At 70.3% G+C, this 20,699-nt stretch carries 17 protein-coding genes; 5 read left to right on the plus strand and 12 right to left on the minus strand.

Features of this window, described 5'->3' with window-relative positions:
• Positions 1-36 precede the first annotated feature (36 nt).
• The gene (locus KEC57_RS00715; RefSeq protein ID WP_229382605.1) at positions 37-1,287 is read left to right on the plus strand and encodes an APC family permease; all 1,251 of its coding nucleotides are present in this window, start codon (positions 37-39) and stop codon (positions 1,285-1,287) included.
• A gap of 42 nt (positions 1,288-1,329) precedes the next feature.
• Here the strand turns inward: KEC57_RS00715 and KEC57_RS00720 are convergent, their stop codons facing one another.
• The 3 genes from KEC57_RS00720 to nhaA all read right to left on the minus strand — a co-directional run bounded on the left by KEC57_RS00720 (position 1,330) and on the right by nhaA (position 4,658).
• The gene (locus tag KEC57_RS00720; protein ID WP_229383649.1) at positions 1,330-2,664 is read right to left on the minus strand and encodes a histidine--tRNA ligase; all 1,335 of its coding nucleotides are present in this window, start codon (positions 2,662-2,664) and stop codon (positions 1,330-1,332) included.
• 78 nt (positions 2,665-2,742) lie between these two features.
• Positions 2,743-3,441: a nucleoside triphosphate pyrophosphohydrolase gene (locus tag KEC57_RS00725; protein ID WP_229383650.1), complete on the minus strand. Its 699-nt coding sequence runs from the start codon at positions 3,439-3,441 to the stop codon at positions 2,743-2,745.
• Positions 3,442-3,488: 47 nt separating this feature from the next.
• The gene (gene nhaA, locus KEC57_RS00730) at positions 3,489-4,658 is read right to left on the minus strand and encodes a Na+/H+ antiporter NhaA (RefSeq protein WP_229382606.1); all 1,170 of its coding nucleotides are present in this window, start codon (positions 4,656-4,658) and stop codon (positions 3,489-3,491) included.
• Between the two features lie 202 nt (positions 4,659-4,860).
• Between nhaA and KEC57_RS00735 the strand changes: the two genes are divergently transcribed.
• Entirely contained in the window at positions 4,861-7,542 is a 2,682-nt protein-coding gene (locus KEC57_RS00735; RefSeq protein WP_229382607.1) for a phosphoenolpyruvate carboxylase, read from the plus strand.
• A 67-nt stretch (positions 7,543-7,609) separates the two neighbouring features.
• On the opposite strand, the gene KEC57_RS00740 is transcribed toward KEC57_RS00735, so the two are convergent.
• On the minus strand, positions 7,610-8,209 hold the full coding sequence (locus KEC57_RS00740; RefSeq protein ID WP_229382608.1) for a gamma carbonic anhydrase family protein: 600 nt from the start codon (positions 8,207-8,209) through the stop codon (positions 7,610-7,612).
• 139 nt (positions 8,210-8,348) lie between these two features.
• Between KEC57_RS00740 and gdhA the strand changes: the two genes are divergently transcribed.
• Positions 8,349-9,707: an NADP-specific glutamate dehydrogenase gene (gene gdhA, locus KEC57_RS00745; protein ID WP_229382609.1), complete on the plus strand. Its 1,359-nt coding sequence runs from the start codon at positions 8,349-8,351 to the stop codon at positions 9,705-9,707.
• 43 nt (positions 9,708-9,750) lie between these two features.
• On the opposite strand, the gene mfd is transcribed toward gdhA, so the two are convergent.
• Positions 9,751-13,380, minus strand: a complete 3,630-nt coding sequence (mfd, locus tag KEC57_RS00750) for a transcription-repair coupling factor (RefSeq protein ID WP_229382610.1) — start codon at positions 13,378-13,380, stop codon at positions 9,751-9,753.
• Positions 13,381-13,546: 166 nt separating this feature from the next.
• On the opposite strand from mfd, the gene KEC57_RS00755 reads away from it, so the two are divergent.
• Complete coding sequence (locus tag KEC57_RS00755; RefSeq protein ID WP_229382611.1) at positions 13,547-14,248, plus strand: hypothetical protein; 702 nt, start codon at positions 13,547-13,549, stop codon at positions 14,246-14,248.
• A gap of 115 nt (positions 14,249-14,363) precedes the next feature.
• On the opposite strand, the gene pth is transcribed toward KEC57_RS00755, so the two are convergent.
• Together pth and KEC57_RS00765 are read right to left on the minus strand one after the other, a co-directional pair.
• Positions 14,364-14,948: an aminoacyl-tRNA hydrolase gene (gene pth / locus KEC57_RS00760; protein ID WP_229382612.1), complete on the minus strand. Its 585-nt coding sequence runs from the start codon at positions 14,946-14,948 to the stop codon at positions 14,364-14,366.
• A gap of 104 nt (positions 14,949-15,052) precedes the next feature.
• Positions 15,053-15,664, minus strand: a complete 612-nt coding sequence (locus KEC57_RS00765; RefSeq protein ID WP_229382613.1) for a 50S ribosomal protein L25/general stress protein Ctc — start codon at positions 15,662-15,664, stop codon at positions 15,053-15,055.
• Between the two features lie 266 nt (positions 15,665-15,930).
• On the opposite strand from KEC57_RS00765, the gene KEC57_RS18820 reads away from it, so the two are divergent.
• Positions 15,931-16,053 (plus strand): hypothetical protein, encoded by a 123-nt coding sequence (locus tag KEC57_RS18820; protein ID WP_267492023.1) that lies wholly within the window; start codon positions 15,931-15,933, stop codon positions 16,051-16,053.
• On the opposite strand, the gene KEC57_RS00770 is transcribed toward KEC57_RS18820, so the two are convergent.
• The 5 genes from KEC57_RS00770 to KEC57_RS00790 form a co-directional block, all read right to left on the minus strand.
• Entirely contained in the window at positions 16,038-16,538 is a 501-nt protein-coding gene (locus KEC57_RS00770; RefSeq protein ID WP_229383651.1) for a gluconokinase, read from the minus strand. The genes KEC57_RS18820 and KEC57_RS00770 overlap by 16 nt on opposite strands.
• Before the next feature lie 38 nt (positions 16,539-16,576).
• On the minus strand, positions 16,577-17,662 hold the full coding sequence (locus KEC57_RS00775; RefSeq protein WP_229382614.1) for a zinc-binding dehydrogenase: 1,086 nt from the start codon (positions 17,660-17,662) through the stop codon (positions 16,577-16,579).
• Between the two features lie 68 nt (positions 17,663-17,730).
• Complete coding sequence (locus KEC57_RS00780) at positions 17,731-18,462, minus strand: fumarylacetoacetate hydrolase family protein (protein WP_229382615.1); 732 nt, start codon at positions 18,460-18,462, stop codon at positions 17,731-17,733.
• Positions 18,462-19,235 (minus strand): SDR family oxidoreductase, encoded by a 774-nt coding sequence (locus KEC57_RS00785; protein ID WP_229382616.1) that lies wholly within the window; start codon positions 19,233-19,235, stop codon positions 18,462-18,464. Before KEC57_RS00785 ends, KEC57_RS00780 begins: the two co-directional genes overlap by 1 nt.
• A complete protein-coding gene (locus KEC57_RS00790) occupies positions 19,232-20,647 on the minus strand; it encodes an MFS transporter (protein WP_229382617.1) in 1,416 nt (471 codons plus the stop codon). The genes KEC57_RS00785 and KEC57_RS00790 overlap by 4 nt, the downstream gene beginning before the upstream one ends.
• Positions 20,648-20,699 lie beyond the last annotated feature (52 nt).

A 20,699-nucleotide genomic window follows, 5' to 3' on the forward strand; every position in this document is an offset into this window, starting at 1 on the left:
CGCGCGCGCGTCACCTCGCCGCGCTATCGTTCGCGCGTGACCACGCCTTCGCTCCCGCGCCGCCTGGGGCTCGCCGACGCGGTGTTCATCGGCCTCGGCTCGATGATCGGCGCCGGCGTCTTCGTGGTGTGGGCGCCCGCGGCGGAGGTCGCCGGAGCCGGTTTGCTCATCGGCCTCGCGCTCGCGGCCGTGGTCGCCTTCGGCAACGCGACGTCGTCCGCGCAACTGGCGGCGGCCCACCCGACGTCGGGCGGCACCTACGCGTACGGCCGAGCGGAACTCGGCGCATGGTGGGGCTTCGTCGCGGGCTGGGGATTCGTGATCGGCAAGACCGCGAGCTGCGCCGTCATGGCTCTCGCGTTCGCCGCATATGCCGCGCCCCCCGGGTGGGAGCGCCCCGTCGCGATTGCCGCGGTCATCGCCCTCACGGCCGTCAACGCGTTCGGTGTCACCCGCACGGCCATCGTGGCGCGGGTGATCGTCGTGGTGGCGCTTCTCGCGCTCACGGTCGCGGTTTCGGCCGCGTTCACCGGCGCCGATGCGCAGGGATGGGCAGAAGCCGATTCGCTGTGGAGCGCCGGTGGCTACGGCATCCTGCAATCCGCCGGGCTGCTGTTCTTCGCTTTCGCCGGGTACGCGCGCATCGCGACGATGGGCGAAGAGGTCCGCGACCCTGCACGCGTCATCCCGCGCGCGATCATCATCGCGTTCGCGATCGCCCTGACTGTCTACGCCGTGGTGGCGGTCGCCGTCCTCAGCGCGTTGGGCGCCGATGGCGTGGCCGCATCGAGCGACGCGGTGGCGGACGCCGCGGCCACGTCGGGCTGGGCCTGGGTGCAGCCGATCGTGCGGCTGGGTGCCGCCACGGGGTCACTCGGCGCCCTGCTCGCACTCATCGCGGGAGTGAGCCGGACGATGTTCGCGATGGCACGCGAGCAGGACCTGCCGCGCCGGCTTGCGGTGATCCAGCCCCGCTGGCAGGTGCCGCGCCGCGCGGAGTTCGTGGTGGGTGGGCTCGTCGTGGTCCTCGTGGCGGTGACCGATCTCCGCGGGGCGATCGGCTTCTCATCGTTCGGGGTGCTGCTGTACTACTTCATCGCCAACGTCGCCGCGCTCCGTCAGCGGACGCCGTCGCGCCGGTATCCGCGGGCGCTGCAGGTCGTCGGTGCAGTCGGATGCCTCGTGCTCGCGCTGGCTCTTCCCTGGCAGTCCGTCGTGGCCGGCGCGGCTGTGGTCGTGATCGGCGTGGTCTATCGCGCGCTGAGACTGCGCCTCGCGTCGAGGTGACGGCTGCGCGCCCGCGGGCGGCGAGCGGCGCACGCCAGCGCGTCAGCCCAGCGGCTTGACCTCGAGGGAATCGACCGCGGCCCCTGCGGCGAGCGTCGCAAACGCCGTGTAGCCGTCGGATGCCGACCGCTCGAGGAGCGCCTTGAGGTTCTTGGTGCGCTGCTCCAGCCGCACGCGCGATCCCTGAGCAATGAGCGCCGCCTTGACGGCGAGCAGCTCCGCCTCGGGCACATCGCGGTCGTGGACGAGCACGATCGCCGGGGAAGCGGCATCCGCTCGCTCGTCGATCAGGTCGACGATGCGCTCGAAGCCGATCGAGAAGCCCACCGCCGGGACATCCTGCCCGAGAAAGCGCCCGATCATGCCGTCGTAGCGGCCGCCGCCGCCGAGCGAGTAGTCGACGGACGGGTGTGCCAGCTCGAAGATGGTGCCGGTGTAGTACCCCATGCCCCGCACCAGGAAGGGGTCGAACACGAGGGGGATGTCTCGCTCGAGCCCTGCGACGGCCGAGTCGCCCTCCCCGCTCGCAGACTCCGCTCCCCCGGGCGCCGAGCCCGTCGAAGGGCGTGCCGCCGCGACCGCCGCGCCGATTCCGACGAGGTGCGCGACGATCTCGTCGGGTGCGCCGGCAGGCAGAAGCTTGCGGATCTGCCGCTCGCCGTACGGGTTGTACTCGAGCGTCATCGGGCGGTTCAGGAACGCCTCGAACCCGTCGACGGCCGTCGCCGTCGCGCCTCGCTCGCGGAGCTCTGCGACCACTCCGGCCGGCCCGATCTTGTCGAGCTTGTCGATCGTGATGAGAACGCCCGGGCGCTCGTCGGCTGCGAAACCGAAGCTCTCCAGCATCCAGTCAAGCACCCGCCGATCGTTGATCCGCACGCTGCCGCCCGCCAGACCCAGCGCATCGAGGGTGTCGAGGGTGTCGAGGGTCGCGACGATCAGCTCGGACTCGGCACGCGCCGACGCATCGCCGATGATGTCGATGTCGCACTGCACGAACTGGCGGTAACGGCCCTTCTGCGGGCGCTCCGCCCGCCACACGGGTGCGATCTGGATCGAACGGAACACCGCGGGCAGCTGCGCGCGATTCGTTGCGTAGAAGCGCGCGAGGGGAACGGTCAGGTCGTAGCGAAGACCGAGGTCGGTGAGCGCCGAGGGATCGTCGGCGGCGGCCCGGATGGCGTCCTCGTCGAGGCCGCGCTTGAGGACGTTGTAGGCCAGCTTCTCGTTGTCGCCGCCGATGCCGGCGTGCAGGCGACCGTGCTCCTCCATGACCGGGGTCTCGATCTCGTCGAAGCCGTGGACGCGGTAGCGCTCGCGGATGACGGCGAGCACGCGCTCGCGACGGGCCTTGTCGGCGGGGAGGAAATCGCGCATGCCGCGCGGCGGATTGACGGATGCCACGGAGCCATCTTTCCAGGTCGGCCGCCGCACACCGGAACTCACCGGCTCGGATCAGTCGCCCGGCGCCGTCTCTGCACCGCGGATCTCGGCCTGCAGTGCACGCAGCCGCTCGCGCAGCGCGCGCTCGGCGTCCCAGCCCTTCGCCCGCGCCGCCGCCACGAGCACCAGCAGCGCGTCTCCGAGCTCGGCCTCGGTCGCCGGCGCTCCCTCGCTCATCGGCCGGACATCTTGCCGAGACCGGGGATCCGCGTCGAGACCGGGGACCTCGCCCTCGGTCTCGGCGGGAATCCCCTGGCTCGACGATCGCGCAGGCACGATGACGCCGACCTGCGCCGCTTTCGACAGGAGCTTCTGGGCGAGGGCGAGCGACGGCATCCGCTCGCTCACCCCGTCGAGCACGCTGGTGCGCGAGCTCTTCTCGGCGGCCTTGGCCGCGTTCCAGTGGACGAGGACCTCTTCGGGCGTGGTCGCGACCGCATCACCGAAGACATGCGGATGCCGCCGCACCATCTTGTCGGTCAGTCCGCGTGCCACGTCGTCGATGTCGAAGGGATCGGCCTCGTCGCGCGAGGCGATCTCGGCATGGAACAGCACCTGCCAGAGCAGGTCGCCGAGCTCTTCGCGAAGTTCGTCCCGGTCGTCCTCCTCGACGGCGTCGATGAGTTCGGCGCTCTCCTCCACCAGATACGGCACCAGCGCGCGATGGTCGATCTGCTGGGTCCAGACGCATCGATCGCGCACCGCGCGCATGACCTCCGCCGCCTCACGGAGCGGGTCGGCCTGCGGATCGGGTCCGCTCACGCCGTTCGCGCCTCGGTCGTGGCGTCCCGGACCTTGCTTCTGTGGTGCCATGCCCGCCACGATACGAGTCCCCCGGCCAGGATGAGCGAGATGACGGATCCTGCGAGCACACCGAGCGTGGCCTGATCGCGCAGTGCGGGGGCATCCGCGAACGCGAGCTCCGACAGCAGCAGCGAGACGGTGAAGCCGATTCCGCCCAGCGCGCCCGCGGCGAGGAGGTCGCCGAAGGCCAGCTCCGGTGGGGCGCCGCGGCTTCCGAGCCGCAGCGACAGCCAGCCGAACACGGTGATGCCGACGATCTTGCCCACCGGCAGAGCGACCAGCACTCCCCAGAACGCGGGCGACAGCTCGGACGGCGCAACAGCCGGGATCACGACGAGCGCGGCCGAGAACGCGAAGACGGGCAGCACGATGCCGTTGACCCACGGCTCGAGAGCATGCCGTGTGCGCAGCGCCGGCTGCTGCGCCATCGCGAGTCCGAGCACGACCCCGGCGATCGTGGCGTGCACGCCCGACAGGAGCACCAGCACCCAGGTCGCGATGGCGAGCCCGATCAGAACGATCGAGATCGCGACGTGTCCGCGCCCGCCGAGCTGGCGGCTGAGCACTCCGAATGCCACCACCGCGACCGCGGCGCCGGCGAGCATCCAGACGTTGACGTCGGCGGTGAAGAGCACCGCGATGAAGACGATGCCGACGATGTCGTCGAGGATCGCGAGTGCCAGCAGGAACACGCGCAGCGCCGACGGCAGCCCCTTGCCGAACACGGCGAGCACGCCGAGGGCGAAGGCGATGTCGGTCGCGGTCGGGATCGGCCACCCGTTCGTGGCGTCCGAGCCCCACGCCACGGCGACATAGATCGCGATCGGCACCAGCACGCCGCCGGCGGCGGCGATCGCGGGCTGCAGCGCCTTGCGTGCCGAGTTGAGCTGGCCGTTGGTGAGCTCGAACTGCAGCTCGACCGCCACCACGAAGAAGAAGACCGCGAGAAGGCCGTCCTTGATCCAATGCGACAGGCTGAGCTCGAACACGCCCGGGATTCCGAGATACGCGTGCATCACGTCATCGACAGCGGGGCCGATCGCGGAGTTCGCCACGATGAGCCCGAGGCTCGCGGCGAGGAGCAGGACGATGGCGGGGAAGCGGGCGGAGCGAAGAAGAGACATGCGGCCTTCCGGGAGTCGGCGTGGGGCGGTGCGGGTCGACGAAGTCGCGCCGACCAGACTTCCCGGCTCTCCGCGCGCCAGTCTAGCGAGAGGCCTCCACGCCACCCGCGAGCGCAGCGCAGGCTGCGCGTCGCGTCGCGTCGCGTCGTCACACAACGTCGGGCGTGACATCGACGAAACACCACGCCGATACCCTGGAAAGATGCGCGAACTCACCCAGACCGAAGCGATCGACCTCGTGGGGCGATTCGAGGCGGAGCAGGAGATTCCCGAGCAGATGCGCGCCGACGTGCGCATGCTCGGCACGCTTCTGGGCCGTGTCCTCCGCGAAAGCGGCTCCCCGGGGCTCTTCGACGACGTCGAGCGGCTGCGCATCGCGACGATCCACGCGTACACCGACGAGACGCCCGAGGCGTTCGCGAGGGCGGCGGCGATCGCCGATTCCTTCACCGTCGAGCGCGCCGACGAAGTCGCGCGCGCGTTCACCGCGTACTTCCACCTCGTGAACCTCGCCGAAGAGCACCAGCGCGTGCGCATCCTCCGCGAACGCGACGGGCGCCCCGACAAGGAGCGGGCGACCGACTCGGTCGCGGCGGCGTTCGTCCGACTCTCGGCCGAGGTCGGCGATGAGACGGCGCTGGCGCACCTGCAGGCCATGCGTTTCCACCCGGTCTTCACGGCGCACCCCACCGAGGCGCGCCGTCGTGCGGTCTCGTCGAGCATCCGCCGGCTCGCGGGGCTGCTGGACGAGCACGAGGCGTCGCGTCGCAACGGCGCCGACGAGCGCCGGGCCGAGCGGCGCATGCTCGAAGAGGTCGACACGCTGTGGCGCACGGCGCCGCTGCGCCCCGAGAAGCCGTCGCCCACCGACGAGGTGCGCGCGGTCATGGCCGTGTTCGACGAGACCCTCTACACCGCCGTGCCTCACGTCTACCGTCGCGTGGACGACGCGTTGCAGGGGCCGGCCGCCGGCGGCCGCGCCCCGGTCGTGCGCCCCTTCGTGCGCGTCGGATCGTGGGTCGGCGGCGACCGCGACGGAAATCCGTTCGTGACGGCATCCGTCACCCGCAAAGCCGCGAAGATCGCCAGCGAGCACGTCCTGCTGGGCCTGGAGCGCACGACCAGCCGCGTCGGACGCAACCTCACCCTCGATGCCGCCACGACCCCTCCGAGCGACGCGCTGATCTCGCTCTGGCAGCGGCTGAAGGCCGCCGACGAGGACGCCGCGAACGACATCGCGAAGCGCTCTCCTGATGAGCCGCACCGCCGCATCCTGCTGCTGATCGCGCGTCGCATCGAGGCGACCCGCGAGCGCAACGCCGACCTCGCCTACCGTGACCCCGAGCATTTGCTGGCGGACCTGCGCGTGGTGCAGGACTCCCTCGTGCAGGCGGGCGCGGCACGCCAGGCCTACGGACACCTGCAGCAGCTGGTGTGGCAGGTCGAGACGTACGGCTTCCACCTCACCGAACTCGAGGTGCGCCAGCATTCGGCCGTCCATGCGAAGGTGCTCGCCGAGCTGGATGCCGCGGCTCCGGGTGCGGCACGCAGCGAGCTCGCCGAAGAGGTGCTGGACGTGATCCGCACCGTCGTCTTCCTGCAGGAGCGCTACGGCCCGCGCGCGGCCGGCCGCTACATCGTCTCGTTCACGCGTTCCGCCGAAGACCTCGCGAACGTGCACCGCCTCGCGCGTTACGCGGTCGGGCCGGACGGGACTCCCCCAGTGCTCGACGTCGTGCCGCTGTTCGAGACGTTCGCAGACCTGCAGGCGGCCCCGGGCATCCTCGCCGAGATCGTCGAGCACCCCGAGTTCGCCGCACGGCTGGACGCCACGGACCGTCGTCTCGAGGTCATGCTCGGCTACTCCGACTCGTCGAAGGACGTCGGCCCGGTTGCGGCGAACCTCGCCCTGTACGAGGCACAGGCCGAGATCGCCGCGTGGGCGCGCGCGAGCCGCATCGAGCTGACGCTGTTCCACGGCCGCGGCGGCGCGCTCGGTCGCGGAGGCGGACCCGCCAACTCGGCGATCCTCGCCCAGCCGCCGCACTCCGTCGACGGCCGTTTCAAGCTCACCGAGCAGGGCGAGGTCATCTTCGCCCGCTACGGCGATCCCGCCATCGCGATGCGTCACATCGACCAGGTCGCCGCGGCGATCCTGCTGGCATCCGCCCCGTCGAACGAGGAGCGCAACCTCGCCGCCGCCGAGCGCTACGCCGACGTCGCGGCCACGATGGATGCCGCATCCCGCGAGCGGTTCTTCTCGCTCGTGAAGGCCCCCGGCTTCGCGCCCTGGTTCGCCCGGGTGACGCCGATGGAGGAGATCGGCCGCCTCGCGCTCGGCTCGCGTCCCGCGCGGCGCGGGCTGTCGGTGGAATCGCTCGAAGACCTCCGGGCGATCCCGTGGGTGTTCGCGTGGACCCAGGCCCGCATCAACCTCGCCGGCTGGTTCGGTCTGGGCACGGCACTCGAGACGGTCGGCGACGAGGCGCTCCTGCAGCGCGCATACGGTGATTGGCCGCTGTTTCGCACCATGATCGACAACGTCGCGATGAGCCTCGCCAAGGCCGATGACCGCATCGCGCGCCACTATCTCGAACTCGGCGACCGGGAGGACCTCGCCGCGCTCGTCCGCGACGAGATGGCTCTCACGCGCTCCTGGGTGATCCGCGTCACCGGAGGCACGGAGCTCCTCGGCAACAAGCCGGTCCTCCAGCGCGCCGTCAAGATGCGCAGCCCCTACGTCGACGCGCTGTCGCTTCTGCAGCTGCGTGCGCTGCGCTCGCTGCGAGAAGCACCCGAAGGCGCCCCGGTCGACCCCGAGCAGCAGCGCCTGCTGCTGTTGTCGGTCTCGGGCGTCGCGGCGGGCCTGCAGAACACCGGATGAGCTGACACGCGAAGAGAAGCGGATGCCGCCGGCCGCGGCATCCGCTTCTCTTCTGCGTGTGCGCGCGTCAGTCGATGCGCGTGTCGTCGGCGTGACGGGCCAGACCTCGGCCGTACCGCTCGGTGAGCTGCACCATCAGATCGGGGGTTTCGCGGTCGAGGCCGAAGACATAGCCGGGAAAGTCGAGCTCGCGCTGGGCCGCCCAGATCTCCTCGTGCCGGTCCGGTGACAGGATCTGGACGGGATGGCCCACGGCGACCCAGCCGATCGGCACGACCGACTCGGGCGGGAGCGTCGTGCGCAGATGCACGACCCCGTTGATGCGCACCTCGCTCCGCGCACCGATGTGCGCGCCGTTGAACACGCGAGTGCCTGTCGCGAGGAAGACCTCCTCGTCGATCACGGCCCCCGAGATGCTCGCCATCGGCCCCACGAGAACGTGGTCCGCGATATGGACCGGATTCGTCGCGGTCGCGCGGATGAGCGCGTTCTCCATCACGATGACGTTGCCGCCGAGCGTGATCGGGCCGCCTTCGGCCGTGATCACCGCGCCGTGCAGCACCTGGCAGTCGGCGCCGATCTCGACGTCGCCGCTGATCACGGCGGTGTGGGCCACGACAGCGTCGGGATGGATGCGGGGCTGTGCCCCGAGGTGCTCGAACCGCATGCGTCCTCCTCGATCGGTGCCAGCGTAGCGGGGCGAAGGGCGGCGGCGTCATACGGATCAGCAGGGGCCTCGCGCGTGGCTAGGCTGAAACGGCGTCCGCCAGTCGTCGGACCGCTCCGCCCATCCGGAAAGCTCCACGATGCCCGCTGCCATCCTCACCTCCCCCGCGCCCGTACAGATCGTCCTCGACACGGTCCACGCCCGCAACCCGCACGAGCCCGAGTTCCTGCAGGCCGTTCACGAGGTCGTCGAGTCGATCGTCCCGGTCCTCGACGCCCACCCGCAGTTCGTCGATGGCGGAATCCTCGAACGTCTCGTCGAGCCGGAGCGGCAGATCGTGTTCCGGGTGCCGTGGGTCGACGACGGCGGCCGGCTGCAGGTGAACCGCGGGTTCCGCGTACAGTTCTCGTCGGTGCTCGGCCCTTACAAGGGCGGTCTGCGGTTCCACCCGAGCGTGAACCTGTCGATCGTGAAGTTCCTCGGGTTCGAGCAGATCTTCAAGAACGCGCTCACCGCGCAGGGCATCGGCGGCGCCAAGGGCGGCAGCGATTTCGACCCGCACGGGCGATCGGATGCCGAGATCATGCGCTTCTGCCAGTCATTCATGAATGAGCTCTACCGCCACCTCGGCGAGCACACCGACGTTCCCGCCGGCGACATCGGTGTCGGCGCCCGCGAAATCGGCTACCTCTTCGGCCAATACCGCAAAGTCACGAACCGCCACGAGTCCGGCATGTTCACCGGCAAGGGCGTCCAGTGGGGCGGCGCCGAGGTCCGCACCGAGGCGACCGGCTACGGCGCGGTGTTCTTCGTGGACGAGATGCTCGGCGTGCACGGCGACACGCTGGCAGGCAAGCGGGTCGGAGTCTCCGGTTCGGGAAACGTCGCGATCTACGCGATCGACAAGGCACGGCAGCTCGGCGCCACCGCGGTCACCGCATCGGATTCGTCGGGCTACGTCGTCGACGACGCCGGGATCGATCTGGGCCTGCTCCGTCAGGTGAAGGAGATCGAGCGGGCGCGCATTTCGGAGTACGCCGCTCGCCGCCCGGGCGCCCGGTTCGTCGAGGGGGCGCGCCCGTGGGAGGTGCCCGTCGACATCGCGATCCCGTCGGCGACGCAGAACGAGCTCGACGGCATCGACGCCGAGACGCTCATCGCGAACGGCGTGCGCGCCGTGGCAGAGGGCGCGAACATGCCCTCGACCCCCGAGGCGATCCATGCCTTCCAGCAGGCGGGCGTGCTGTTCGGGCCCGGCAAGGCGGCGAACGCCGGCGGCGTGGCGACGTCCGCTCTCGAGATGAGCCAGAACGCGGCGCGGCAGCGGTGGAGCTTCACCGACAGCGAGGCCAAGCTCCGCGCGATCATGGCCGGGGTGCACGACGCGGCTTTCGCGGCAGCCGAGCGCTACGGACGCCCGGGCGACTACGTCGTCGGCGCGAACTGCGCCGGATTCGAGCGCGTCGCCCACGCGATGCTCGCCCAGGGCGTCATCTGACGGCGGCGTCCTTCACATCGCGGGCGGCGCTCACATCGAGCCCTCAGCCGGTCGCGACCGCCGTGACAGCGGCATCCTTCTTCGGCGGCCACAGCTGCTCGATCAGCTGGCCGACCCACGCGATGAGCGCGGCATCGGTCACCCGCTCGCCCTCCACCGTCGGCAACGGCACCACGACCGCCTCGCCGCCCTGGAGGACCTTCGCCTTCGGATGCAGTCGCTGCAACCGCACCCGCATCGAGTCCGGCAGGTCGGCAGGTGCGAGGCGCAGATTCGGTCCCATCGCGACGACATCCGACAGGCCGGCCTGCCCGGCGCGGCGGCGCAGACGCGCGACCGCGAGGAGGCCTTCCACATCGGCGGGAGGCTCGCCATAGCGGTCGGTGAGCTCTTCGATCACGAGATCGATCGCGTCGGTGCCGTCGGTGGTCACGGCGGTGACGGATGCTGCGGCCGAGAGCTTCTGGTAGGCCTCGAGACGCAGCCGCTCGCTGTCGATGTACGACTCGGGAATGCGGGCCTGTACGGGCAGCTCGAGCCGCAGCTCGGTCGGCCCCTCGGTCTCTTCGCCGCGGAATGTAGCGACCGCCTCGCCGATCATGCGCAAGTAGAGGTCGAACCCGACCCCGGCGATGTGGCCCGCCTGCTCGGCGCCCAGCAGGTTGCCGGCACCTCGCAGCTCGAGGTCCTTCAGCGCGACCTGCATGCCGCTGCCGAGATCGTTGTTGACGGCGATGGTCTCGAGTCGGTCTGCGGCAGTCTCGCTGAGCGGCTTCATCTCGTCGTAGAGGAAGTATGCGTAGGCGCGTTCGCGCGCGCGCCCCACCCGGCCTCGCAGCTGGTGCAGCTGCGACAGCCCGTACTTGTCGGCGCGATCGATGATGATCGTGTTCGCGTTCGAGATGTCGAGCCCGGTCTCGACGATCGTGGTGCAGACGAGCACGTCGCTCCTGCGCTCCCAGAACGCGTCGACGACCTCTTCGAGCGCGTGCTCCCCCATCTGCCCGTGGGCGACGGCGATGCGCGCCTCGGGCACGAGTTCGGCGAGCTCTGCGGCCACGCGCTGGATCGACTGCACGCGATTGTGAACGAAGAACACCTGCCCCTCGCGCAGCAGCTCGCGACGGATGGCCGCTCCGATCTGCTTGTCGTTGCGGGGCCCGACATAGGACAGGATCGGATGCCGGTCCTCAGGAGGCGTCTGCAGTGTCGACATCTCGCGGATGCCGGTCACCGCCATTTCGAGGGTGCGCGGGATCGGGGTGGCGCTCATCGCCAGGATGTCGACGTTCGTCTTCAGCTTCTTGAGCGCGTCCTTGTGCTCGACACCGAAGCGCTGCTCCTCGTCGATGATCATGAGACCGAGGTCCTTGAAGAGGACCTTCTCGGTGAGGATGCGGTGCGTGCCGATCACCATGTCGACGGTGCCGTCGGTGATCCCCGCCAGGGTCTCACGCGCTTCTTTGTCGGTCTGGAAACGAGAGAGCGCCTTGACCTTGACAGGGAAGCCGGCGAAGCGCTCGGTGAACGTCTCGAGGTGCTGCTTGACGAGCAGCGTCGTCGGTACGAGCATCGCGACCTGCTTGCCGTCCTGGATCGCCTTGAAGGCGGCACGCACCGCGACCTCGGTCTTGCCGAAGCCGACATCCCCCGACAGCAGCCGATCCATCGGGATGGCCTTCTCCATGTCGGCCTTGATCTCGTCGATCGTCTGCAGCTGGTCGGGTGTCTCGGCGAACGGGAACGCTTCCTCGAGCTCGCGCTGCCATGGGGTGTCGGGGCCGAACGCGTGCCCCTTGGACGCCATGCGCGCGGAGTACAGCTTCACCAGCTCGACGGCGATGTCGCGCACGGCGCGGCGCGCCTTGCTCTTGGCCTGCGCCCAGTCGCTGCCACCCATCTTCGACAGGGTCGGTGCCTCGCCGCCGACGTACCGCGACAGCAGGTCGAGCTGGTCGGTGGGAACGAACAGCTTGTCGCCCGGGTAGCCCCGCTTGGACGGCGCGTACTCCAGCACCAGGTACTCGCGCACGCTTTTGACCGCGTTGCGGCCGCCGCTGGACACCTCGCGCTGGGTCAGCTCGACGAACTTGCCGATGCCGTGCGTCGCGTGAACGACATAGTCGCCCGTCTTCAGCTGCAGCGGATCGACGACCGCCTTTCGGCGCGAGGCGAGCTTCTTCACGACCCGCTGGTCGCCGCCGATGGTGCGGCCGTAGAACTCGCTCTCGGTGAGGATGGCGAGTTTCGCATCGGGCTGCTCGAAGCCGCGCTCCAGCACGCTCAGCACGACGTGCGCCACCCCCGGTTCGGGCGGTGCGAGCACATCGTCGACCTTGCGTGCGGCGATCCCGCGTTCGGCGAGCACGTCGCGCGCACGCTCCACGAGGCCCATTCCGGATGCCGAGACCACGACGCTCCAGCCGTCCGCGAGGAGTTCGCCGACGTGGACGGTCGCTCCCTCGACGTTGCCCTGGAATGACGGCACGGCAGTGCCGGGCACACGGATCATCGCGGCCGACTCGAGGGCGACATCGATGTCGATGAGTCCCTCGGCGACAGCATCTGCGGCTCCCGAGTCGAACGCGCTCAACGTCCACCAGACGCCGTGACGTGCTCTGGCCGCCTCGCGAAGCTCGGAAAGGGTCAGGAAATCGCCCGCGCCGAGATCGACCGGGGTCGAGGCACCGGCGGTCGCGGCGCTCCACGCCGCGTCGAGGAACTCGCGATTCGTCTCGCCGAGCGTGATCGCGCGGGTCACCGCGCGCTCGGGGTCGAGGAGGGCGACCGCGGATCCTTCGGGGAGATAGTCCACGAGCGTCACCAGCCCGTCGACCACGGCGGGCATGAGCGATTCCATGCCCTCGACCGGGATGCCTTCGGCCATCTTCTCGAGCATGCCCACGAGCCCGGGGAACTCGTCCTTCAGCTGGCGGGCACGGCCCCGGACGGCATCCGTCAGCAGCAGCTCGCGCGCGGCGACGAGCGATACGGCATCGACGGCTCCCGGCAGCGATCGCTGGTCGGCGACGGAGAACGCGCGGATCTGATCGACTTCGTCACCGAAGAACTCGACGCGGAACGGGTGGGGAGCCGTCGGCGGGAAGACGTCGAGGATTCCGCCGCGCACCGCGAATTCGCCGCGGCGCGCCACCATGTCGACGCGGTGGTACGCGAACTCCACCAAGCGCGCCGTGACGTCTCCGAGTTCGCGGCCGCGAGCGCCCGCGACGAGCGCGATCGGGGGCGCATCGGCCAGACCCGCCGCAAGCGGCTGGATCGCGCCGCGCACCGACGAGGTGATCACGAGCGGAGTCTCGGCATTCCACTGCGCGATGCGGGCGAGGATCTCCAGGCGCGTGCCCACTGTCTCGGTGCTCGGGCTCAGACGCTCGTGCGGCAGTGTCTCCCACGCGGGGAAGTGCAGAACCTCGGCGCCCGGCAGCAGCGCGCCCAATGCCGGCCCGAGCGATTCGGCCCGACGCCCCGTCGGCGCGACGAGCAGCAGAACGGGCGGTCTTCCCGCCTCGCGTCTGCGCTCGATCAGCGCGGCCAGCAGGGGCGCATCGAGGCCCTCGACGAGCGAGAAGTCGGCGTCGACGGATGCCGCAGCCACCGCATCTCGGAAGGGTTCAGCCCGTTCGAGGGCGCGCACGATCCCGGGAACTGTCACCGCACGAGTCTACGACGCGGCACCGACACCGAACTCCGCGGCGGGGGGATCAACGCGCTCACCCGCGGGGAGGATCGGCGAGCCCGGCCGCGGGGCGGTCCACGAACCCTCCTGCCCGGCCGTGATCGCCCGAACCGGCACTGCGCACCCTCCTAGGATGAGACTCGTGAGCGATCCCACCGAGCCCGCGGCGCCGTCCGAGCCCGCTCCGCCCGCCGTACCCGCGGCCCCTCACGGCGGCTGGACGGCTCCGGCCGCGCCACCCTTCGGCGCCCCTGCCGGGCCTGCGCCCGCCCCCGGTGCACCCGTGCCGCCGACGTACGGCCGGCCCGCCGGCGCCTACGCCCCGCCCGCGGGGTACGCCGTGCCGCCCGCGGCGATACCCCCTGCCTACGGTGCAGCACCGCATGCCGTTGCACCGTACGGTGCCGCTCCGTCCAGCGGCGGCGTGTCCGGCACCGGCCCGGAGCCCGGAGCACCGCGCAGGGCCACCCTCGGCTGGGTGGCATTCGCGCTCTCGCTCGTCGCCACCGTCGGCGCGAGCATCGTCGGGGCGATCTCGGCTTTCGCGATCGGCCAGGGCACCGGGCGCGAGATCGCCCTGCGCCCGCTCGAGGCCGACTTCGACTGGTCCATCCTCACGCCGGTGCGCGATTCGGTGCTGGTCGGCGAGATCTCGTTCTGGGCGGGCACCGCGATCGGTGTCTGGGCCCTCGTGCAGGGCATCATCGCGATCGTGACGGGGCGCGGACGCGGCCCGGGCATCGCCGCCGTGATCATCGCGGCGATCGGTCCGATCGCCTTCGCGGTCGGTGTTCAGATCTTCCTCGCGGCCGGCCTCGCCGCCGGAAGCGGCATCGGCGGCTGACGTCCCTCGCCCGAAGCACCTCGGGCGCGCTCGTTCCGAAGACAGGTCGCGCACAGGTGTCCCGCGCTGCGATCGGCGTCAGCCGGTCACTCCCCTGCGAGCAGCAGGACAGCGATCAGGCGCGAGGGGCGTGGTGCGTCTGCTGCGCGGCGAGCAGACCGTCCGCGACGAGCTGCTCGACGGCATCCGCCGCATCGCCGAGAAGGATCGGGAGGTTCTTGCGCTCGGCCGCACCGAACGGGTCGAGCACCCAGTCGGCAGGATCCTGGCGCCCATCGGGCCGACCGATGCCGACGCGCACACGCGCGAACTCGGCGGAGTCCAGTGCTTTCGCGACATCGCGAACGCCGTTGTGACCGCCGTGCCCGCCACCGGACTTGAGCTTTATGGTGTCGAACGGGATGTCGAGCTCGTCGTGCACGATGACGACGCGCTCAGGATCGACGCCGTAGAACTTCGCAAGACCGGCGACCGGACCCCCCGACACGTTCATGAACGTGTTCGGCTTGGCGAGGATGAGCTTCGGGCCGCCGGGGCGCAGCCACGTCTCGGCCACCCGCGCATTCGCCTTGTGCGCGCGCAGAGTCTCGCCGCGTCGCCGCGCCAGTTCGTCGATCACCATCTGGCCGACGTTGTGCCGGGTGAGCTCGTACCGGGGTCCCGGATTGCCGAGCCCGACGATCAGCCACGCCTCTGCCATGTCATCCATCCTGCCCGAAGCGGAAACCGCTCGGCGCGTCCACCGCGCGCCGAAAAGAAAAGCGAGGAGGCGCGGCATCCGCACCCCCTCGCTTCGCAGATGGCTTACTCGGCCGACTCGCCTGCGGCGGACTCGCCCGCCTCGGCGCCCTCGTCGTCGGCCGCGAGGGTCGACGACGGAACCGAGATGGCGACGACGAGCATGTCGGGCTCGGCGATGAGGGCCGCACCCTGGGGCAGCTTGAGGTCGGCGGCGGTGATGTGCGCGCCCTCTTCGAGGCCCTCGACGTCGACCTCGACCTGCTGGGGGATGTGGGTCGCCTCGACCTCGAGCGACACGCTGACGGCGTCGAGGTTCGCGATGGTGCCGGGAGCGGACTCGCCGACGAGGACGAGGGGGATGTCGACCTGGACCTTCTCGCCCTTCTTCACGACGAGCAGGTCGATGTGCTCGATGATCTGGTGCACGGGGTCCTTCTGGACGTCCTTGACCAGCGTGAGCTGCTGCTTGCCGTCGACGTCGAGCTCGAGCACGGCGTTGGCGCGGCGGATGAGCAGGCTCACCTGGTGGCCCGGAAGAGCGACGTGCATGGGCTCGGTGCCGTGGCCGTAGATGACGGCGGGGATCTTGCCGGCGGCGCGCAGGCGGCGGGCGAAGCCCTTGCCGAAGCTCTCGCGGACCTCTGCGTGGACCTTGTTGTCGGACTCAGTCGACATGATTTCTCCTTGCGGGCCGTGGCCCGTTCTGATTGCGGGCCGACGCGGTGGCGGGCCCAGGTATTTGGGGTGTGTTTCGACTCGAACGCGCGTGCGTGAGGAAAGCCAAGGGGCCTGCATCACCGCGTCGATCACGGATGCCGCACCCCGCCGTGACCGGTGGGCACGAGGCATCCCTCGCCGAAGTTCGACACGAGTCTACCAGCGCCGCCGGTACGATGAAGAACGCACTCGTTTCGCCGAACCGGCATCACACGGAGGATCCCATGGACTACGGCTTCTGGTCTCACGCGCTGCTGTGGCTGATCGGCGGGATGGCCGCGCTCGGCGCACTCGGTACCGTTCTCGCGTTCTGGGGTCTCGGACGCCAGGCCTACCGCAAGGACTGAGCCCGGTCCAGGGTCGCGCAGATCTCGTCGACGACCTCGGCGGGTGGACGATCGTTGAGCACGACGAAGCCCGACTCATCCGATTCGAGATGCTCGAGGGCCTCGAGCTGTGAAAGCAGCAGCGCAGGCGGCATGAAGTGCTCGCGGGCGTTCATGCGCCGTGCGAGCTCATCCGGCGACACCTGCAACTCGACGATCAGCGCATCGGGAGCCCCCGCTCGGATGCGATCGCGATAGCGACGCGCGAGCGCCGAGCAGGCGATGACCGCTCCCCCGCCGGCACCGCTCGTCGTGCCGGCACCCTGCAGCGACGCGGCGACGATGTCGAGCCACGGCATCCGGTCGTCGTCGTCCAGCGGGATGCCCGCGGTCATCTTCTCGACGTTCGCCTCGGGATGCAGGTCGTCCGCGTCGATGAACGGCAGATCCAGGCGAGCGGCGAGCACGGCGCCCACCACCGACTTGCCCGAGCCGCTGGGGCCCATCACGACGATCCGCGGAGCGGCTTGCGGATTCGACTCTGTCACGACGCCACGCTACCGGTGCCGTCGTTCTTCGCCGACGCGAGATCGGTCGCCGCGTCGTCGAATGCCAGCAGCACCTTCGACGACGCCGCGGCATCACCGGCGATCCTGAACGCCTCGAGGGCGCTCGTCGCTGGGACGATGTGGGTCACGATGCCGTCGACGACGAGTGAGCCGTCTGCCAGCGCAGCGATGACGTCATCGAATTCCGCACCGAAGCGGAAGGATCCGACCAGCGACAGCTCACGCGTGATCGCGGTCGCGAGCGGCACGGCGACTTCGCCGTGGCGCTGCAGTCCCAGGAGCACCACCGTCCCGCCGCGTGCGGCGGCGGAGATCGCCGCCGACAGGCCCGGCACCGTACCGCTGGATTCCACCACGACATCGGCGTGCAGGGCGGCGATCGCGTCAGCGTCGCGCGCGTCGACGGCGCGTGCGCCGAGCGAGGCGGCCAGATCCTTCGGGAGAGGTTCGAGATCGGTGGCGATCACTTCGGCGGCACCGTGGTGGCGGGCGACCGCCACGACGAGCAGCCCGATCGGACCGGAGCCGATCACGACGACGCGCTTGCCGCGTACATCGCCCGCCCGCTCCACGGCGTGCCAGGCGACCGCAGCCGGCTCGGCGAGCGCCGCACGCTCGAGGGTGAGGTCGTCGGGGATCGCGTGCAGCATGCGCGCCGGCAGCGCGACGCGGCGCGCGAAGGCGCCCTGCGTGTGCGGCAGCCGCAGCGCTGAGCCGAGATAGGTCGACCCGGGCGCGAGGTTGGGCCGGTCCACAGGCCACGGGATCTCGCCCTCGGCGTGCGGGGTGAGCGGGTGCACGGCGATGCGGGTGCCGGCGCCGGGCCCGCTGCCATCGGCGGCGGCGGTCAGGACGACGCCCGAGACCTCGTGCCCGAGCAGCATCGGCTCGCGCAGCACCGAGAGCCCGGCAGCGCCGTGGCGCCAGTAATGCAGGTCCGAACCGCACACCCCGCCGTAGGCGATCTCGACGACCGCCTCGTCGGGTGCGGCTGCAGGCTCACCCAGATCCGCGATGCGCAGATCCTGGGCGGCGTGGGCGACGACTCCGATATTCGACATGGGGTCCTTTCGTGCTCCGCCGCGCGCGTCGCGTCCGCGGTGCGCGGGCGGCTGTGATGGGTCGCGACTCAGCGGGTGGGCGTGACGAGCGTCACGCTCCCCACCTGCACCTCGACGACGGCGCCGGGCTCGATCGCGACGTTGGTGAACGGTGCGCCCGTCATGACGACGTCGCCCGGACCGAGCGGCGCCCACGAGGCGATGTAGGCGAGACTGTCGCGGATCGACACAGGCAGCGATGCGGCATCCGTCTCGGCGATCACCGTGCCGTCGATCCGCAGGGTCATCTCGACCGTGTCGATGTCGGCCTCGGTGTCGATCCACGGACCGAGCGGGGTGTACCCGGCACCGGCCTTGGATTCGAAGTTGCGCGGGTCGATCAGGGCGCGATCGGGGCTGGACAGGTCGTCGACCGCGGTCACGCCGAGCACGTACTCGTGCGCGGTGGCAGCGGTGAGGCCGGTCGTGTCGCGTCCGATGACGATGGCGATCTCGCCTTCGGCGACGGTGACTCCGGCATCCCTGCGAAGGGCCACCGTCACGCCGCTCGCAACGATCCCGCGCGGCGACTTGAGCCACGCCTGCACCGGCGACGGGTGCGAGGGTCCGTTCTGCGCGACTCCCACCACCAGGGTCGGCGCGCTGGGCGCAAGCAGCTGCCCGGTGTCGATCGGTTCGAGGTCCCGCGGAGCGCGCCCGGCGGCGAACGCCTCGTAGGGGTCCTCGATCGCGATCCAGCCGGTGCCGTGCTGTCGCACGTGGACCGGACCGCCGGGGGTCCTCGCTCGCCCGATGCGCATCAGACCACCGCCGTCATTCCGCCGTCGACGTAGATCGTCTGGCCGTTCACGAAGTCGCTCGCCGAGCTCGCGAGGAACACCAGTGCACCCACGAGATCCTTCGTGTCGCCCCAGCGCCCCGCCGGTGTGCGCCCGCGCACCCAGGCCGAGAACTGCTCGTCGTTCACGAGCGGCTGGGTCAGCTCGGTCGCGAAGTACCCGGGCGCGACGGCATTGGCCTGGATGCCGTGCGGTGCGAGATCGGCGCACAGTCCTTTCGTAAGCATCACGATCGCGCCCTTCGTCGCCGCGTACGGCGCGATGCCGGGGCGCGCCAGCTGTGACTGCACGCTTCCGATCTGCACGATCTTGCCGCTGCCGCGCGCCACCATCCCCCGCGAGACCCGGCGCGACAGGTAGAACGCGCTCGAGAGGTTCGTGCGTACGATGTCGTCCCAGTCCTCGTCCGAGAACTCGGTGATCGGCGCGCGGCGCTGGATGCCGGCGTTGTTCACCAGAATGTCGACGACGCCGTGCGAGGCCTCGATCGCCGTGACTCCCGCATCCACGGCAGCGGGATCGGTCACATCGAACACCGCGCTGAAGACAGGGCGAGCGGATACCGCGGCGATCTCCTCAGCGGTGCGCGCCGCCTTCGCGGCATCGCGGCCGTGCACGATCACCGTGGCGCCGGCGTGTGCGAGCCCTTCGGCGAGGGTGCGGCCGATGCCCTGGCTGGAGCCGGTCACGAGCGCCGTCCGACCGGTGAGGTCGAACGCCGCCGTGCCCGTCACCATCCGACGGTCCGGATCGTGACGGTCGTCGCGCTGACGTCGTCGCCGACCTCGTCGCGCGACACCTTCACGGCGTCGTCGAGGCGGGTGAGGTCGCGGCGCAGCGTCTCGGGCACGAGGAACGTCGATGCCGTGGTGATGAGGGCGAGCGTCGCCATGTAGATGGCAAGGAGCAGCCAGTTGCCGCCGCTCACCGCGATGATGTAGGCACCGAGGACACCGGCCAGACCACCGGCGAGGACGGCGGACAGCTCACGCGCCATCGCGACGCCGAGGTAGCGGTGACGATTGCCGAACAGCTCGGGGAGCATGGCGCACTGCGGTCCGAGCATCGAGTTGACGGCGATGCCGATGCCGATGCCGATGACGGCGATGGAGACGACGTAGTTGCCGAGCGAGAGCAGCCACCATGCGGGGAACGCGTAGACGAGCATGAAGACCGCACCGAAGCGGTACACGGTGCGACGTCCGAAGCGATCCGAGATCGCCCCTGTGATCGGCACCGAGAAGATGCCGATGAGCGAGCCGAGCGTGACGCCCCACGTGAGCAGGCTGCGGTCGGCCTCCTGCCCGACCACCGAGACGAAGAACGCCAGGGCGAGGGTGTTGAACATGTACGAGCCGCCGTTCTCGGCCATGCGCAGGCCGATTCCGACGACGACGCCCGGAAGGCCGCGCGTGAAGATCTCGCGGATCGGGTGCTCGGCGATCTGGTCGTGCTTCTCGAGTTCGATGAAGGTCGGGGTCTCGCGCAGCCGCACCCGGATGAACAGCGCGACCAGGATCAGGAAGAACGAGGCGAGGAACGGCACGCGCCAGCCCCACGACAGCAGCGCCTCTTCGGGCAGCAGCGTGATCAGGCTGAACACGATCGCGGCCAGGAGCGTGCCGGCCTGGATGCCGATGAAGGGCAGCGCCGAGAAGAATCCGCGGCGACGCACGGGAGCGTACTCGGCCATCAGCACCGTCGCGCCCGCCTGCTCGGCACCGGCGCCGAAGCCCTGCAGCAGCCGCATCGTGACCAGCAGGACCGGAGCCCAGATGCCGATCGCCTCGTAGGTGGGGAGCAGGCCGATCGCCGTGGACGCGCCACCCATCAGCAGGATCGTGATGACGAGCACCCACTTGCGGCCGAGCCGGTCGCCCAGCACACCGAAGAAGAGCCCGCCGAACGGACGAGCGAGGAAGCCGACGCCGTAGGTGGCGAACGCGGCGACGGTCGCCATCGCCGGGTCCTCCTGCGAGAAGAACAGCACGTTGAAGATCAGGGCCGTCGACAGGCCGTACAGGGCGAAGTCGAAGTACTCGAGCGCGCTGCCGACACTGGACGCGAGAGTGGCGCGACGCAGATTCGCGGCGTACTCCGGGTCGGCGGTCGGGTCCGCGGCCTGCTCTGTGGTCGGGGTGCTCATGCCATCTCCTTCGATCGGCTTACCGTGTGGCGACCCCCAGAGTACCAACCCG

Origin of the sequence: Microbacterium allomyrinae (assembly GCF_020682705.1) — a bacterium.
GTDB classification, from domain to species: domain Bacteria; phylum Actinomycetota; class Actinomycetes; order Actinomycetales; family Microbacteriaceae; genus Microbacterium; species Microbacterium allomyrinae.